This is a genomic window from Sphingobium chungbukense (genome assembly GCF_001005725.1).
In the GTDB taxonomy this organism is placed as follows: Bacteria; Pseudomonadota; Alphaproteobacteria; order Sphingomonadales; family Sphingomonadaceae; genus Sphingobium; species Sphingobium chungbukense.
The window spans coordinates 329,311-345,240 of sequence record NZ_LBIC01000009.1 but is presented as its reverse complement, the minus strand read 5'-3'; the positions used below and the strand labels follow the sequence as shown (position 1 = coordinate 345,240).

Below are 15,930 nucleotides of genomic sequence, written 5' to 3'. Positions count from 1 at the left end.
TTCCCCCTCCTCGTCCCGGCCTTCACCGGCCGGGACGTCTTGTTACCGGAGTATGTCGATGGTTCGTGGATTAAGCGGAGCCTGTGCGTCGGTACTGCTGCTCCTGGCGGCTTTCGATCCCGCTCACGCTTCGCCGTCGGTCTATGCGACCGCACCCGACGAACCGGGCGCCGTCACGGTCAGCGGCGTCGGCGACGGCCGGGCGGACGACAGCGCCGCGATCCAGGAGGCGATCGACAAGGCGGCCGAAAAGGGGGGCGGCGGCATCGTCTTCCTGCCCGCCGGCACATACCGCATCAGCCGCACCATCTTCCTCTGGCCGGGGGTCCGCATCTTCGGCATCGGCGAACAGCGCCCCGTCATCCTGCTGGGCGCCAACACCCCCGGTTTCCAGCGCGGCGTCGCCCATATGCTGATCTTCGCGGGGGGCCGCCGCGAGCGTGATCCCAAGGATAGCCGCCCGGTCGCCTTCCCGCCACCGGGCAGCGTCCCCCTCAACAAGGATGTGCCGGACGCCAATCCCGGCACTTTCTATTCCGCTCTCGGGAATATCGATTTCCGCATATTGGGCGGCAATCCCGCCGCCACCGCGATCCGCTTCCATTCCGCGCAGCACAGTTTCGTCAGCCATGCCGATTTTGACATCGGATCGGGGCTTGCCGGCCTCTATCATGTCGCCAATGAGGCGGAGGACCTGCATTTCCGGGGCGGCCGATACGGAATCCTTGCCGAAAAGACCTCCCCGGCCTGGCCCTTCGCGCTGGTGGACGCGACTTTCGAGGGGCAGCGGGACGCCGCCATTCGCGAACATGAGGCGGGGTTGACGCTGGTCAATGTCGCGATCCGCGACACGCCGGTCGGGATCGAGATCGACCGCGGCTATGGCGACTGGCTCTGGGGTCAGGATGTGCGGTTCGAGAATGTCTCGAAGGCGGGCGTCATCATCTCCAACGAGAAGAATGTCTACACCCAGATCGGCTTCCAGAATGTGCTGGCTGAAAACACCCCCGTCTTCGCGCGCTTCCGCGAGAGCGGACGGACGGTGACGGGCAGGGGCGCGGCCTACAAGGTCACGTCCTTTACCCACGGCCTGACCCTGCCCGGGCTTGGTCGGATGGGCGAGTACAGGACCGACATGCAGGCCGAGGGGCTCTCCGCCCTCCCCGCCCCTTCCGCGCCCGCGATCCGCGCCCTGCCCCCCGTCTCCGATTGGGTGAGCGTGCGGTCGCTGGGGGCGAAAGGCGACAATAGCAGCGACGACACCGCCGCCATCCAGAAGGCGATCGACAGCCATCGCGTCGTCTATCTGCCCACCGGCTTCTACAAGGTCAGCGACACGCTGCGTCTGCGCGCCGACACGGTGCTGCTGGGCCTGCACCCCAGCCTGACGCAGATCGTGCTGCCCGACGGCGCGCCTGCCTGGCAAGGGGTGGGCGCGCCCAGGGCGCTGGTCGAAAGCGCGCAGGGCGGCGATGCGATCGTCGCCGGGCTCGGCCTCAATAGCAACGGCGCCAATCCCCGCGCAACCGCGCTGCTGTGGATGGCAGGCGCGAACTCGATGGTGAACGACGTCAAGTTCCAGGGCGGCCACGGCACCAACCTGTACGACGGCAGCCGCGCCAATCCCTATAACAACAATGCCACCGCCGACCCGGACGCGTCGCGGCGCTGGGATGGGCAATATGCCAGCCTCTGGGTGACGCGGGGCGGCGGGGGCACCTTCGCCAATATCTGGAGCCCCAGCACCTTCGCCCATCCCGGCATCCTGATTTCGGACACGGAAACGCCCGGCCGCCTGATCCAGGCATCGGTCGAACATCATGTCCGCACCGAAATCGGCCTCAACCGCGTCGCCAACTGGGAATTGCTGGCCCCCCAGACCGAAGGGGAGGCGGGCGAAAGCGGCGATGCGGTCGCCCTGGAAATCCGCGATTCCCGCAACATATTGGTCGCCAATTTCCACGGCTACCGCGTCACCCGCACGCGCAAGCCCGCTCCGGCGGCGGTCACGCTCACCAATTCGCAGGACATCCGTTTCCGCAATGTCCATGTGAACGGCGAGAGCGGACTGGGCACCTGCGATGAAAATGGCTGTGCGACCTTCCTGCGGCTTACCAAATTCCCGTTCGAAAACGCCATACGCGACGTCACCCATGGCATCGATGTGCGCGAACGGGAGTTCGCCGTGCTGGACGTGCCCGCCAGGCCGGAACCCGTCGTCCCCTCGACATTCCTTGGCGCGAAGGTGGAAAAGCTGGCCGAGGATTTCCATTCCATCGGCGGTGGGGCGGTGGATGCGAAGGGCGCGCTCTATTTCATCGACCGCCATTTCCAGCGCATCTGGCGCTGGTCGGACGACCGCAGGCTGGAGATCGTCCGCGACGCCGCGCTCGATCCCGTCAACCTGACGCTCGACCGGTCGGGCAATCTGCTGGTGCTGTCATCCTATGGCCGCAACGGCACGGTCTACAGCTTCAAGCCCGGCACGCCCGACACCGAATTGACGGTGATCCAGCCGACCACCTCCGTCCCTCGTACCGGGACGGCGACCGTGCTGCCGGTCAACTGGTGGAACAATGGCGAGTTCAAGGACCAGATCGATCCCAAAAGCTACCAGTTCACCACCTTGAGCGAAATGTTCGCCCGCGACATGGCACTGCCCAAGGCGCGCGAATATGTCTCCCCCGACGGCAGCATCGTGCTGCCCGCCTGGCGCATCTTCGCGCAGGGACCGTCCGACCATCGCGGGCTGCGCTTTTCCGACTCGCTCGACAGCTATGGCTTCATCCAGGGCAAGCCGGGCGAGCGGGTCTATCTGACCAACGGATCGGAAAACCGCACCTATAGCGGCAAGGTCGGCTCCGGCGGCACGATAACGGAGCTCAGGCCCTTTGCGGAACGGGGCGGCGAAGGGGTCACGACCGACGCGCAGGGCCGGGTGTACATCGCCAACGGGCAGGTCTTCGTCCATGCGCCGGACGGGAAGGAGATCGGCCGGATCGACGTGCCCGAGCGCCCGTTGCAATTGCTGTTCGGCGGACCGGACGGCAGGACGCTGTACATCCTCACCCACCACGCGCTGTATGCGGCGCGTATCGGAGACGGATGACAAGCCCTGTCCTCTGTGGCTTGCCCGTTGCACCGTGACGGTGCAAGGTCGCGGATCGACAAGAGGAACGCGACCGTGACTGCCCAACTGGCTTATCCCCCCATCGACATACCGGCGATCGGCGACGGCACGGCAACCCGCGTCGCGGAGGGCGTCTTCTGGCTGCGCATGCCGATGGACGGCAGGATCGAGGCGATCAACCTGTGGGCGCTGGCCGATGGCGACGGCTGGACCATCGTCGATACCGGCCTTCGCACCACCGAAACGACAGCGGCCTGGCGGCAGGCCTTTGCCTCGACCCTCGGACACCGGCCGGTGCGGCGGATCATCGTCACCCATCTCCACCCCGATCATAGCGGCATGGCCGGCTGGCTGGCACAGAAACAACCGGCCCAGCTCTGGATGACACGGTTGGAATATATGACCCTGCGCGTCCTGGCCGCCTATACCGGGCAGGAAGCGCCGGAGGAGGCCATAAGATTTTACAGGACCGCCGGCTGGGACGAGGAAGCGCTCGACCATTATCGCGCGCGCTTCGGCGATTTCGGCAAGCTGCTCTATCCCCTGCCCGACAGTTTCCGCGCGCTGGAACATGGTCAGACGCTGATGATCGGAGGCCGTGCGTGGACGGTCGTCGTCGGGCGGGGGCATTCGCCCGAACATGCCATGCTCCATTGCCCGGAAGCGAAATTGCTGATCTCCGGTGATCAGGTGTTGCCGGAAATCTCCTCCAACATTTCGGTATTCCCCCTGGAACCCGAGGCCGACCCCCTTGCGGGCTGGCTGGAATCCCTGAACAGCATCCAGCGCGTTCTGCCCGACGACGTGCTGGTCCTGCCCGCGCATGGCAAACCCTTCCATGGCCTGCATGCGCGCATCGACGCCTTGCTGGAAGGGCATGAGACCGGCCTTGAAAGGCTTCACGCGCTGCTCGAAACACCCAAACGGGCGATCGACGTCTTTCCGGCCCTGTTCAAACGGGAGATCAACAGGAAGCTGTTGAGCCTTGCCACGGGGGAAAGTCTTGCCCATCTGGCCTGCCTCCGCAGTCGCGGGCGGGCGGTGGATGAGGCGGACGAAGCCGGCATCCGATGGTGGCGCGCACTTTAGGGTCTTTCACGCCGCATTCAGCCGCAAGGGTGCACAAGGTCGGCATCGAGCCGCGCCATGGAGACTGGGACGTTGCTTAAGTCGATAGGAACAGCATCCCTCCTGCTTTCCTTGTCGGCGGCCGGATGGGCCTCGGCCGCCAGGGCGGAAACCTATTATGTCAACTCCATCAAGGGCGACGACCGTTTCGGCGGGACATCGCGGGAACAACCCTGGCGGTCGCTCGCCCGCATCCGGGACACGCCGCTCAAACCGGGGGACCGCGTGCTGCTGGAGGCCGGGTCGCTCTGGAAGGAACCGCTGACGATCACCCGGTCCGGCCGGGCCAATGCGCCGATCACCATCGCCGCCACGGAGGGCGGACCGCGGCCGCGCATCGATGCGGGCGGCGTTTCCCCCTATGGCGTGGCGGTGATGAACGCGGAATATGTGACCGTCAGCGGGCTGGAAGTGACCAACACTGCCCCCGCCCCGGCGCAACGTTTCGGCGTGCTCGTGTCGGGCGAGGACAAGGGCGTGATGCGGGCCATCCACATCAGCGACATGTACATCCATGATGTACGCGGCACCAACGACCGCAAGGATAATGGCGGCATCGTCTTCCGCGCGACCGGGCAGCGCGTCGCCACCCGTTTCCATGACCTGCGCATCGAGCGCAACATCGTCTGGCGCGTCGACCGGTCGGGCATCGCAGGCATCAGTGACCGGGTGACCTTCCTCAACTGGTTCCCCAGCGAAGGCGTCGTCATCCGCGACAATTATGTCGAGGATGTGGGCGGCGACGGCATCGTTCCACGCGGCACGGACGGCGCGCTCATTGAACATAATATCGTGCGCCATGCGGGCAGCCGCGCGCCGGGCTACAATGCGGGCATCTGGCAATGGAGCACGGACAACAGCCTGATCCAGCTCAACGAAGCCGCCTATACCCGCACCCGCTACGACGGCCAGGGCTTCGATTCCGACTTCAACTCGCGCCGCACGACCATCCTCTACAATTACAGCCACGACAATGCGGGCGGTTTCCTGCTGATCTGTTCGCCCCGGCCCAATGACAAGGATAATCTGGGCAATCGCGGCACCCGCGCCCGCTTCAACGTCAGCCGCAACGACGGCAGCCGGATCTTCCAGCTTTCCGGCAATGTGTCGGACGCGACGATCGAGAAGAATGTCATCCATGTCGGCCCCGCGCTGGACGTGCAGATGATCGTCGCGACGCAATGGGACGGGTGGGCGCGCGACGTCAAATTCCACGACAATCTGTTCAAGGTCGCGGGCACGGCCCGCTATGGCAGCGAGGCCGGACGAAACGGACCCGACTATCTGATCAAGGCGGGATTCTCGCCCTCCTCCTTCATCCGGTTCAAGGGGAACAGCTATATCGGCCGCCATGTGGAACCGCCGGAGGACGGGATCGGCCAGGCCGTCATTCCCTATGTGGAACAACCGCTGGACTGGGAAGTCCCGACCTTCGATCCATCGAAGCCGGACGGATTTGCGGACTTCATCGTCCGGCACCGTGAATGGATGCTGGGCATGTTGCAGCGCGAACTGCAATCGACGGTCGAACTGAAACAGACCCGGCGCATGTCGATTTTCGAAGCGCGCCGGTGATCTGCCACGTCGGATGGGGGAGATCAGGCTGGCCCGATTGTCGGCGGCTGGTCCTCCCATCGTCAGCCCGACCACCCATCGGGGCGGGCGACAGGCAATCGTGCGTTCCTTTCAACCTTGCCGTCCTGGAGCATCGTGCGCAAAAGTGGGAACCGGTTTTGCGCTTAAAGCGATGCGACAACAAAAGCTTAGAGCGCGCGACTTGCGTACGATTTGACGCAGCGCGCTCTATTCCTCCGCCGATGGGGAAATGCTGGCATGATGCCCCTCATCGATGCTTTGGATCCGCTTGATGAGCCGATCGGCCAGTGATGGCCGCACCGGCCTGCCCTCCATGATCTTGCGCCAACTATTATAGCTGATGCCGAAGCGGTCGTTCAACGCCTCGTCGGTCCTGCCGACTTGCAGGAGCAGCATCCGGTCAACAAGATTTTTGTCGATCACGACGAGATTTGACATTTTCCTCTCGATATTCTTGACGGTTCCAGGACAATATTCAGATCAGACCGGGCTTGGCCCCGACAACATTCCATGGACAGCATCCTGGAACGCGATTGGTTGTTCGACATTGGCGAGGTGAGCGGCCTTGAGCATGGCAAGGCGGGAGCCTGCGATGGCTGTTGCGAGAGCGTTGCTGTGGGTTGGCGGTGTTGCAGGGTCGTGCGTTGCGCCGATGACGAGGGTGGGGGTTTGGATGAGGGCGACGGTGCGTCGCATGTCCATGTCGCGGATGGCGGCGCAGCAGCCGGCATAGCCCTGGGGGTCGGTGGCCTGGAGCATGGCGGCGATGGGGGCGATGGCATGCCGGCCGCTTTGGGCGAAGGCCTGGGTGAACCAGCGCTCGACCGAAGCCCTGGCGAGCGGGGCCATGCCCTGCCGGCGTACCAGGGCGATGCGCGCGTCCCAGGCGTCGGGCGGCCCCATGAAGCTGGAGGTATTGGCAAGGACCAGGCGGCGCAGCCGGTGCGGCTCGCGGATGCCGAGCCATTGCCCGACCATACCGCCCAGCGACAGGCCGCAAAAATCGACCGTCGCGATGTCGAGCGCATCGAGCAGTTCGATGACGTCGCGCCCCAGCCGGTCGATGGAATAGGCGCCCGCAGGGGCATCGGACGCGCCATGGCCGCGCTGGTCGTAGCGCAGCACCCGGAAGCGGTGGGCCCATTGCTCCATCTGCGGCGCCCACATGCCCATGTCGGTGCCCAGCGAGTTGGAGAGCAGGAGGATGGGAGCGCCTTCCGGCCCGTCGAAGCGCCAGGCGATGCGGCAGCCGTCGCCGGTGGTGATGAACGCCTTGTCCATCAGACCCGCTCCACCGCGGGCGCCGGCCCCCCATATGTCCCGATCTGCGGGTTCGGCTTGCCGGGATTGCCCGAGAACCCGAACCCGCCCGACATGATCATCATGCCGTCGAACGACAGTCCGTTCAGTGCGACCCGAGGGCTGTCGTGGATACAGGATGCCATGGAACGCCTCTTCCCGCTTCAGGCCGCAGCGCGGATGCGGGACGAGAAGCCCTCGTCGCTGGCGACGTCCGCCTTCTGGAGTTCGAAATCGAAGGCGATGGTGGCGGTGTCGCCCTGCCGGTTGGGAACGGGCAGCAGGCCATCGCGCGTGGCGAAGGCGAAATCGTCCGCGGCGAAGGGATCGTCGCCGAAGTTGATCTGCGTGGTCAGCGTGCGGTAGCCGGGCGCCTCGACGAAGAAATGGACATGGGCCGGACGGTTGCCGTGGCGGCCGAGCCCCTGCATCAGCCGGTCCGTGGCGCCCTGCGGCGGCACGCTGTAGCCGTTGGGCATCTTCGAATGGAAGGCGTAGCGCCCGTCGCTGCCGATGCGGATGCGGCGGCGGTTGTTGAAGGGGGTCTGTTCGCGGGTCGGGTCGAAATGCGAATACCAGCCCTGGCTGTTGGCGTGCCAGACATGCAGGATCGCGCCTTCGACGGGCGCGCCGTCCGGTCCCTTGATCGTGCCGCTCATGAAGAGCGTGCCGGTGTCGTCGGCATCGTCGGTCAGGTTGACGTCGCCCTCCACCAGCGGCGCGCCCGCGACATAGAGCGGCCCTTCGATGGTGCGCGGGGTGCCGCCGGTCCTGCCGGCCTCGGCATCCCGGGCGTCCATCAGCAGGTCCATGAAATGTTCCAGCCCCACGCCCGGCACGATCAGGCCGAACTCCGCCGCGCCGTTCTGGAAATAGTGGATCGCGGCCCAGAACTCGCTCTCGCTCACCTCATGGCGCACGATCGTCTTCATCACCGCCTCGACCAGGTCGCGGGTGATCGCCTTGAGCCGCTTGTCGCCGCCCTGCGCGTCGACGCCGCTGGCGCGGTCGAGCAGGGCCTGTACCGGCGCGGATGCAACAAAATCTTCAGTCATCATGCCTCTCCAAAGGGTTGAATATCAGCGATCATCGTCATGCAGCGAGGAGGGATGGCGGCAGAGCGCCGTCACCTTCACCTCCATGAAGGGATAAAGCGGCAGGCCGGTCAGCAGGTCGTGGAGCTGCGCGTTGCTCTCCACATCGAAGATGCTGACATTGCTGTACTGGCCCACGACCCGCCAGATATGGCGCCAGGTCCCGGCCCGTTGCAGCTCCTGGAAGCGCGCCTTCTCCGCCGCCTTCAACGCTTCGAACCGGGCTGGATCATAATCCAGCGGGACACGCACATCCATTTCGACTTTGAAGAGCATGGGTCAGGCCATCCGTGCAGAGGGGAGGGAAATGGTGGTGCGCGCCGCGTCCCGGCGCAGGAAGGCGATCCGTTCCTCGTCCAGCGTCACGCCCAGGCCCGGGCCGTCCGGCACGCCCAGGCCGTAATCGGCATAGTCGAGCGGCTCGGCCAATATCTCCTCGGTCAGCAGCAGAGGGCCGAACAGTTCGGTGCCGAACGGCAGGGTGGGGAAGGTCGCGAAGACATGGGCCGATGCCGCCGTGCCCACCGCCGCTTCCAGCATCGTGCCGCCATAGACGGCGATCCCCGCCGCCTGCGCGATCGCCTGCACGTCCTTCGCCGCGTACAGCCCGCCCGACTGTTCGATCTTGACGGCGAAGACGTCGGCGGCGGCGGCGGTCGCATAGTCATAGGCGCTGGCGGGGCCCTGCAATGCCTCGTCCGCCATGATCGGGATCGGCGAGCGGGCGGCGAGACGCGCCATGCCCGCGCGGTTATGGCGCATGATCGGTTGTTCGACCAGGTCGCAGCCGGCATCGGCCAGCATCGCGACGCCCTGGCGCGCCACCGTCTCGTCCCACGCCATGTTGACGTCGACCCGCACGCTGGCCCGGTCGCCCAGCGCCCGCTTGATCGCCGCGACATGAGCCACATCCTCGCCCAGCGGCCGCTTGCCGATCTTGAGCTTGAACGCATTGTGACGACGGGAAGCGAGCATCGCCTCGGCCTCCTCGATATCGCGCCCGGTATCGCCGCTCGCCAGCGTCCAGAGCACCGGCAGCCGGTCCCGCACCCGACCGCCCAGCAGTTCGCTCACCGGAACGCCCAGCCGCTTGCCCTGCGCATCGAGCAGCGCGGTCTCCACCGCGCATTTGGCAAAGTGATTGCCCACCACATGCTTCCCGATCACGCCCATCAGCGACGCGATCCGGGTCGCATCCCCAGAACGCAACAGGGGATCGAAATAACGATCGATGGCAAGCTTGATACCCTCAGGGCTCTCCGGCCCATAGCTCAGCCCCCCAATCGTCGTCGCCTCGCCAACCCCCTCAATCCCGTCGCTGCAATGAAGCCGCACTAGGCAAACAACCTGCGCTTCCATCGTCGCCATCGCCAAAACATGCGGACGAACCGTAGGCACTTCCAATATATTCGTCTCAATACCCGTGATCGTGATCACGCCTGCACCCCATATTGTTCGCGGACCAGTTCCGCCACGCCCATGCGTTCCAATATGGAGGTCGGACACATGAAGGTGACGCGCACCACGCCGGGCAGGCGGCTGATTTCGATGGAGCCCGCGATGGTGGCCCGGTTCATGATTTCATCATAGGGCAGGCCCGTCACCTCCGCCGCCCGTGCGAGGCCGTTATGGGTCGCATCGTTCAGCGTCGGCCCCGATCCGATGAAGGTGATCGGCGCATTGTCCTCGATCGACTGCTGGCCGTAGCGTTCGGCCAGCCGCCTGATCGCCCTGCTTTCCTCACCGCTCATCGGCTGCGCCAGGAAGGGCAGGTCCTCGGGATGTTGCAGCAGGATCGGTCCGTCCAGCTTCAGCCCCTTGATGACCTTCACCTCCAGTTCGACGACGCCCGACACGTCCGTCGCGTGACCGGCGATCTCGCCATTGCCCTGCTGTGCGTGCATGTCGCCCATATAGACGCCGCCGCCCGGCACCTTCACCGGGCAGATGAGGATGGCGCCTTCCCGCACCGAATTGGTGTCCATATGGCCATCGGTCTTGTGCTCGTTAAGCTCCTCCTGCGTGAAGCTGTAGCCATGGGGGGCGTCGATCAGGAACGAGCCGAAATCGCCGGCATTGTGGGAATCCGGCAGGTCGCGCGAGGGAATGGTGCCGATATTGCCCAGAAACGGCCGCATGCGGCTGGCCAGGCCGGATATGTCGGCGCGCGCCAGGGCGAGGATGGAATGCTGGTTCGCCTGATCGGGCATCGCCGCGACCGTGCGCGCATCGCCGGCGATGCGTTGGGCGACATCCTTGCCGACGGTCAGCGAGACCTTGTTCTCGCGGTCGAGGACGATCACATAACCGTTGGAGAAGCGGAACGCATTGACCTCCGCGCCGCAACCGTCGCAGCGCACGGCTTCCTCGCCAATTCCCTCGATGTGGCTGGAGGGGCTGGTGGCGCCGCAGTTCGGGCACAGCTTGGCGACGAAGGGGTCGCCCAGATAACGACCCTCGACAAATTCCATGACGCCCGACGATGTCGCGAGCGACGTCACCTGGACGGTCTTGAGCCTGATCGCGATCGCATCGCCGATCTCCGCACCCTCGACAAGGACGGGCCGCGTCACTTCATGGCCGCCCTGAAATTTCGGCGTGATCATCGGACCCCAGCAGCCGGGCGGGGTGCCGGTGCGGATGGTGCCGCCGTCCCGGACGGTACCGGCCGGTTCGATGCCCGGCCCGACGATGCCGCCGCTATAGTCATAAACCTCAATATGCGATCGTGCGTCAGACATTGGAACTACCCTCGATTTCTATTGGGACCGATCAGAGCGCGGCGTCGCCGTCGGTGCGGACGAAGCGCCGCGCGTCGAAGCTGTAGGGAACCGCGCTGCTGCCGCCGTAAAGCTCATGATGCGGGGAAGCCTCGGCAAAGGCGCAGGCGAGCAGGAAGAGATCATGCACCTCTTCGGGCATCCCGCTGGCCGGATGGTCCGACAGCAGGCGCAATATGTCGTCGAGCCGCGGCATCATCGCCTCGTAAAGCGCCTTGAATTCGGCGGGGCTGGCGGACCAGCGGATTTCGCTGCGTTCATTCTCGCTGGGCCTGGCCCAATGCGCCGCAAGCGGCGCGAGGTCGGCGAAGGGAGCGGGAAGGATGGGATGGGTCATGATCAGGGTCCTCAGGCCGCGAGAAAGGTGTCGAGCGTGCGCGCGGCATGGCGGATCAGGAATTCCTGATCCATCAACTGCATCTCATCGATCGATCCGGACATGATGCCGGTGAAAGTGTCCTCCATGGTGGCGGTGTCTTCCAGCCAGGCATTGCGATGCAGCGCGTTCACATGCTGCTGCGCCACCTGTTCCGCGGCGGTTTGGGCTGGCCGGAAATAGTTGATGCCTTCCCACAAGGTCCGCCCATGGTCGAGCGGCCAGAACTGGTGGGTGAAGAAGGACATGCCCGGATAACCGCAGCCCGAAGCCAGGTGGATGATGAAATTGGGGAACAGGTTGGGCAGTTCGAACTGGAAATCCGCGCGCCGCTCCGGATTGATCGCGGGCGGCAACTGGTCCGGACGCGGCCGGTGGCGTTCGGTCGTGCTCAGCATCGAGGCGAAGGCGAGCGTCGAGGGCGCCGTGTCCATGCCCGCGCCGTAGATGGTGGAGGATGCGTGCGGCCCCATCAGCTTGAAGTCGGTGTGATCGACCCCCTTGAAGCCCGGCAGCGACCCGGCATGGATCGTCGGCACGTGATAACCCTCGCTGAAAGCATAATGCGCAACCTTCCAGTTGCAGTTCAGCACGGTCGAATAGCGGAAAGCGGTGGTCGATTCCGCATAAGGATAGCCGCCGAACAACTTGCCGAAGTCACCCAGATATTCGGTCAGCGACTGCGCCGGTTCGGCATCGAAGTTGATGAAGACAAACCCTTCCCAGATGTCGCAATGGATTTCGCGCAGGCCAAGGCAGGCGGTGTCGAGCTTGCCGAACTTCTCCTTCATCGGCACCGACCGCAGCGGCCCGTCGGTGGAGAAGACCCAGCCATGGAAGCGGCATGTCACCACATTGGCGCGCGAGCGGCCGAAGGTTTCGAACCCGGTCGTCGGGACGACCTTGTTGCCGCGATGGGTGCAGACATTGTGAAAGGCGCGGATCTGGCCGTCCTTGCCGCGCACGATCAGGACGGAGGCGTCCGCGACCGGCAATTCCTTGACCTTATAATCCCCGACATTGGGAAGTTCCCAGCTCGTCGCGACCTTCAGCCAGGTCTTCCGGAAGATCTTCTCGCGCTCCAGTTCATAGATGGCGGGATCGCTGATCGCCCGTACCGATACGGGATCGACGCCCAACTCTGCACGAATATCCTCCGAACTGCGCGAGATATGGGCCAAATCTTCCGCCGTTATCCCTGTGGTCATCATTCACTCTCCGAATATTGAAATGGGTGCCGTCGCTCATTTGGGTGTTCACGCATCGGCGAGCGCGTCGGGCTTCTCGCCCCAGCCGTCGGGATAGTGGGAAATGAGATCGGCCTGGAGTTCGAGCACGGCGAATTGCCAGGCCGGCCCGCTCTTCCTGGCCATCGCGACATAGCGGCCGCCGATCCAGTAGGCCCGGCCGCTGGCCGAGGTCGCGACTTCCCAAAGCATGAATTCGACGGCGGCATGGTCGCAGGACGACGCCAGTTCCACCTTGGGGGAAACCAGATAGTGCAGGGTCCATCTGAAACCCCGATCGGCATTGCCGGCCACTTCCCGCGCGATGGCGTCGCCGCCCGACAGCATGCCGTATCGGTCGATCCGGAACGTCGCATCGTCGGTGAACAGCGGGCGCAGCATCTCCGCCGACGGCCCGGCGTCGAAGGCGCGGGAAAGATCGACGATCAGCGCATCGATGTCGCGCAACGCCTCCAGCCGCGCAATCCGCTGTTCCAATGTATCGGGCATATGTCCTCCTTCCGGTGGGGGCGCCGGTTCCGTCGGTCGGAACCGGCGCCTTCATGGTTCAGAAGGTCCGGCGGGCGCTCAGGAACCACTCGCGCGGCCGCCCATAGGCGCCCTCGGTGATCCCGCCGAACGAGTCGACGAAGCCCGATCCCAGATATTTCTGCTTGGTCAGGTTCTTGACGCCGAGCGTGACCAGCCAGGTGTCCGGCTCGTCGCGATAGGCGATCGAGGCGTTCACCAGATGATAGCCGCTCTGCACCAACAGCGGGCTGTTGACCGCATCATTGTAGACCGTCGAGCGATAGGACCAGTCGACGCGCGGCGTGAACTTGCCGACACCCGCGACATCGATATCGTAGGAAGCGCCTGCGCTCAGCGTCCATTTCGGCGCATTTTGAAGATGCGTGTCCTTGGTCACGCCGCTGTTGAGCGCGCGGATGTCGACCTGCCGATATTTGGCATCCAGATAGCCAAGGCCCGCCTCCAGCTTCAGTTCTTCGGTCGGACGCGCCTGCAGTTCGAGTTCGACGCCCTTGATGCGGGCCTTCGCGGCGTTCTGGATGATGGGCGCGAAGCCCAGGATCGGGTCGTTCACGGTGATCTGCAGATCGTCATAATCGTTGACGAAGGCAGCGCCGTTCAGACGGAGATGACGGCCCAGCAGGTCGGACTTGAAACCGACTTCATAGGTCGTGCTCGTTTCCGGACGGAAGGAGGGGATATTGGCGAAGGGCGGAAAGACGCGCTGGGTGAAGCCACCGCCCTTGAACCCCTGGGAGTAGGACGCATAGGTCAGGAATTCGGGCGACCAGCGATAGGAAAGGCTGGCCATCGGCGTCCAGGCGCGGTCCTTGATCGTCATGCGCGCGCGGGGACCCATCAGCGGATCGCCATTCTGAAGACCCGAGCCGTCGGGGTTGAAGGGCTGACCCGTCAGGAAACCCGCCGCCACGACATATTGATTGCCGTTGTCGAAGGTCTTCCTGTCCTCGGTCCAGCGGATGCCACCGGTCAGGCTCAGATTATGCACGATCTCGAACGTCGCCTGGCCGAAGGCGGCAAGGCTGCGTCCGTCTAGGATCGCACCGCTCATGAATACGGCGTCGACGATATTGACCAGATCTTCGTGATTGCCGCTTTCCTTCGAATAATATCCGCCGACGACCCAGTTCAGGCGGCTGTCGAAAGCATCACCGAGCAACTGGAATTCCTGCGAGAACTGGTCCTGTTTCCAGTCGCTCTTGGTTTGGACGATGCTGGCCGGGCTATGGTCGGAATCGCGGGTCCAGAAGCCGGTCACCTTGCGATAGGCGGTGATCGACTTGGCGGTGACGCCGCCACCCAGGCGCCATTCCAGCGTGCCGGAAACGCCCCAGATGTTGAGGTCGGACGCCGATTCATAGCGGCGCTTGCCGAAATTGTTGAATGTGTCTGAAACCGCCTGGAACGTGCCGCCATGCCGGTAGGGCGCCTGCGCCCACTGGCTGTTGTAGCAGCGCGTGTCGGACAGGCGCGCCGGATTGGAGAGGTCCGTGCAGATACCGGCCGCCCCGGAATAGACGCTGTTCCAGACCTGCGCCGCCGGTGCGTTCTCATCGACCGCCAGCATGACGTTGGGCGCCGATTTCTCGCGCGAGCGCGTACCGTCGACCGCCAGGTTGATCGACAGGTTGCTGGTGGGTTCCAGCCTCAGCGCGAAGCGGCCGGCCAAAGTGTTGGTGTCGCCCAGGTCGGGCGCCAGCGGCACGGTGCCTTTCACATAGCCGTCGCGCATGTGATAGAAACCCGACAGGCTGGTATAGATGCCGTCGGCGACCGGCACGTCGATCGACCCCTTGATCTGGACGCGGTTGTAGCTGCCCGTCGTCAGGTCGAGGCTGGCGCCAAGCTCCTCGGCGGGCTTCTTGGTCACCACGCTGACGGCGCCGCCGATCGTGTTGCGGCCGAACAGCGTGCCCTGGGGGCCGCGCAGCACCTCGATCCGCTCCACATTGAGGACGTCGAGCACATTGCCCACGCCGCGCGAGATATAGACGCCGTCGAGATAGAGGCCGACGCCGGGATCGGCGGAAAGCTGATAGTCGTTCTGGCCGATGCCGCGGATGAAGATGGCGGCGGTGGCGTTGCTGGCGGAAACCGGCACGGAACTGTTGAACTTCACGTTCGGCGTGAAGTCGCCGATCTGTGTGACATTGTCGATGCCGCGCTGTGCAAGCCCTTCGGACGTGACGGCCGAGATCGAGATCGGCGTATCCTGGAGCGATTCGGCGCGACGACGGGCCGTGACCGTGATCTCCTCGATACCGCCGGGCTGGCTGGCTGCCTCGTCCGGGGCCTGCTGCGCGAGCGCCGACGAACCGTGGCCGATGCCCGCCAGCGCCAGGCCTGCGATCAGGGCCCGAAGCGAAGCGGATTGCAGCGGCCCAAAGTGCAGGGACAAGGCGCGGCGGCCGGAGGGGGTGCGATTGCGGGCGTTAGGTTTCATTGTAGCTCCCTGGTTTGACTGGTTATTATTGTCGTTGTACCGCCCGTCCGCGCCTCGCGGATCGGATCGGCCTTGCTACTCCTGGAACGGCGTTGGCGACCGACATCGGACGCTCGCCTATAATCGAACGCAGATGAAGGCATCGCGCTAGCCCGTTGCTGCGGAGTTCGACAACTGAGCGCGATGGAGTGCAAGGCGCGGAACAAAGCGGTCCCCTGCCCCTTTTACGGCCCCGCCGCCTTTGATGCCGCCGCAGGCTAACGGACACGGGAACGGGCTAGCGGGTCATGGCGCGCGCCGACATCA

14 protein-coding genes are annotated in these 15,930 nt (G+C 64.7%); 3 read left to right on the top strand and 11 right to left on the bottom strand.

The features are described from left to right. Window positions 1-58 precede the first annotated feature (58 nt). The 3 genes from YP76_RS19535 to YP76_RS19525 all read left to right on the top strand — a co-directional run bounded on the left by YP76_RS19535 (window position 59) and on the right by YP76_RS19525 (window position 5,833). Window positions 59-3,109, top strand: a complete 3,051-nt coding sequence (locus YP76_RS19535; protein WP_046765236.1) for a glycosyl hydrolase family 28-related protein — start codon at window positions 59-61, stop codon at window positions 3,107-3,109. A gap of 75 nt (window positions 3,110-3,184) precedes the next feature. Then, a complete protein-coding gene (locus YP76_RS19530) occupies window positions 3,185-4,219 on the top strand; it encodes an MBL fold metallo-hydrolase (RefSeq protein WP_046765235.1) in 1,035 nt (344 codons plus the stop codon). Window positions 4,220-4,291: 72 nt separating this feature from the next. Next, window positions 4,292-5,833 (top strand): right-handed parallel beta-helix repeat-containing protein, encoded by a 1,542-nt coding sequence (locus YP76_RS19525; RefSeq protein ID WP_046765234.1) that lies wholly within the window; start codon window positions 4,292-4,294, stop codon window positions 5,831-5,833. A gap of 228 nt (window positions 5,834-6,061) precedes the next feature. Here the strand turns inward: YP76_RS19525 and YP76_RS19520 are convergent, their stop codons facing one another. From YP76_RS19520 to YP76_RS19475, 11 genes are read right to left on the bottom strand one after another with little or no spacing between them, the layout of a single operon-like run. Then, window positions 6,062-6,292 carry a hypothetical protein gene (locus tag YP76_RS19520; protein WP_046765233.1) on the bottom strand — a complete coding sequence of 77 codons (231 nt, stop codon included), beginning with the start codon at window positions 6,290-6,292 and terminating at the stop codon, window positions 6,062-6,064. A 42-nt stretch (window positions 6,293-6,334) separates the two neighbouring features. Further along, complete coding sequence (gene pcaD / locus YP76_RS19515; RefSeq protein WP_198147550.1) at window positions 6,335-7,135, bottom strand: 3-oxoadipate enol-lactonase; 801 nt, start codon at window positions 7,133-7,135, stop codon at window positions 6,335-6,337. Beyond that, window positions 7,135-7,299, bottom strand: coding sequence for a hypothetical protein (locus YP76_RS29295; RefSeq protein WP_408640437.1), 165 nt, complete (start codon window positions 7,297-7,299; stop codon window positions 7,135-7,137). Before YP76_RS29295 ends, pcaD begins: the two co-directional genes overlap by 1 nt. Before the next feature lie 18 nt (window positions 7,300-7,317). After that, window positions 7,318-8,208, bottom strand: a complete 891-nt coding sequence (locus tag YP76_RS19510) for a dioxygenase family protein (protein WP_046765340.1) — start codon at window positions 8,206-8,208, stop codon at window positions 7,318-7,320. 24 nt (window positions 8,209-8,232) lie between these two features. Beyond that, window positions 8,233-8,523, bottom strand: a complete 291-nt coding sequence (catC, locus tag YP76_RS19505; protein WP_046764065.1) for a muconolactone Delta-isomerase — start codon at window positions 8,521-8,523, stop codon at window positions 8,233-8,235. A 3-nt stretch (window positions 8,524-8,526) separates the two neighbouring features. After that, the gene (locus YP76_RS19500; protein WP_084733271.1) at window positions 8,527-9,684 is read right to left on the bottom strand and encodes a muconate/chloromuconate family cycloisomerase; all 1,158 of its coding nucleotides are present in this window, start codon (window positions 9,682-9,684) and stop codon (window positions 8,527-8,529) included. Continuing rightward, a complete protein-coding gene (locus YP76_RS19495; protein WP_046765231.1) occupies window positions 9,681-10,988 on the bottom strand; it encodes an acetamidase/formamidase family protein in 1,308 nt (435 codons plus the stop codon). Before YP76_RS19495 ends, YP76_RS19500 begins: the two co-directional genes overlap by 4 nt. 31 nt (window positions 10,989-11,019) lie before the next feature. Continuing rightward, the gene (locus tag YP76_RS19490; RefSeq protein ID WP_046765230.1) at window positions 11,020-11,364 is read right to left on the bottom strand and encodes a hypothetical protein; all 345 of its coding nucleotides are present in this window, start codon (window positions 11,362-11,364) and stop codon (window positions 11,020-11,022) included. An 11-nt stretch (window positions 11,365-11,375) separates the two neighbouring features. Beyond that, the gene (locus YP76_RS19485; RefSeq protein ID WP_232307645.1) at window positions 11,376-12,611 is read right to left on the bottom strand and encodes an aromatic ring-hydroxylating oxygenase subunit alpha; all 1,236 of its coding nucleotides are present in this window, start codon (window positions 12,609-12,611) and stop codon (window positions 11,376-11,378) included. A 48-nt stretch (window positions 12,612-12,659) separates the two neighbouring features. Next, on the bottom strand, window positions 12,660-13,139 hold the full coding sequence (locus YP76_RS19480) for a nuclear transport factor 2 family protein (RefSeq protein ID WP_046765229.1): 480 nt from the start codon (window positions 13,137-13,139) through the stop codon (window positions 12,660-12,662). A gap of 58 nt (window positions 13,140-13,197) precedes the next feature. Continuing rightward, a complete protein-coding gene (locus tag YP76_RS19475; protein WP_084733270.1) occupies window positions 13,198-15,624 on the bottom strand; it encodes a TonB-dependent receptor in 2,427 nt (808 codons plus the stop codon). Window positions 15,625-15,930 lie beyond the last annotated feature (306 nt).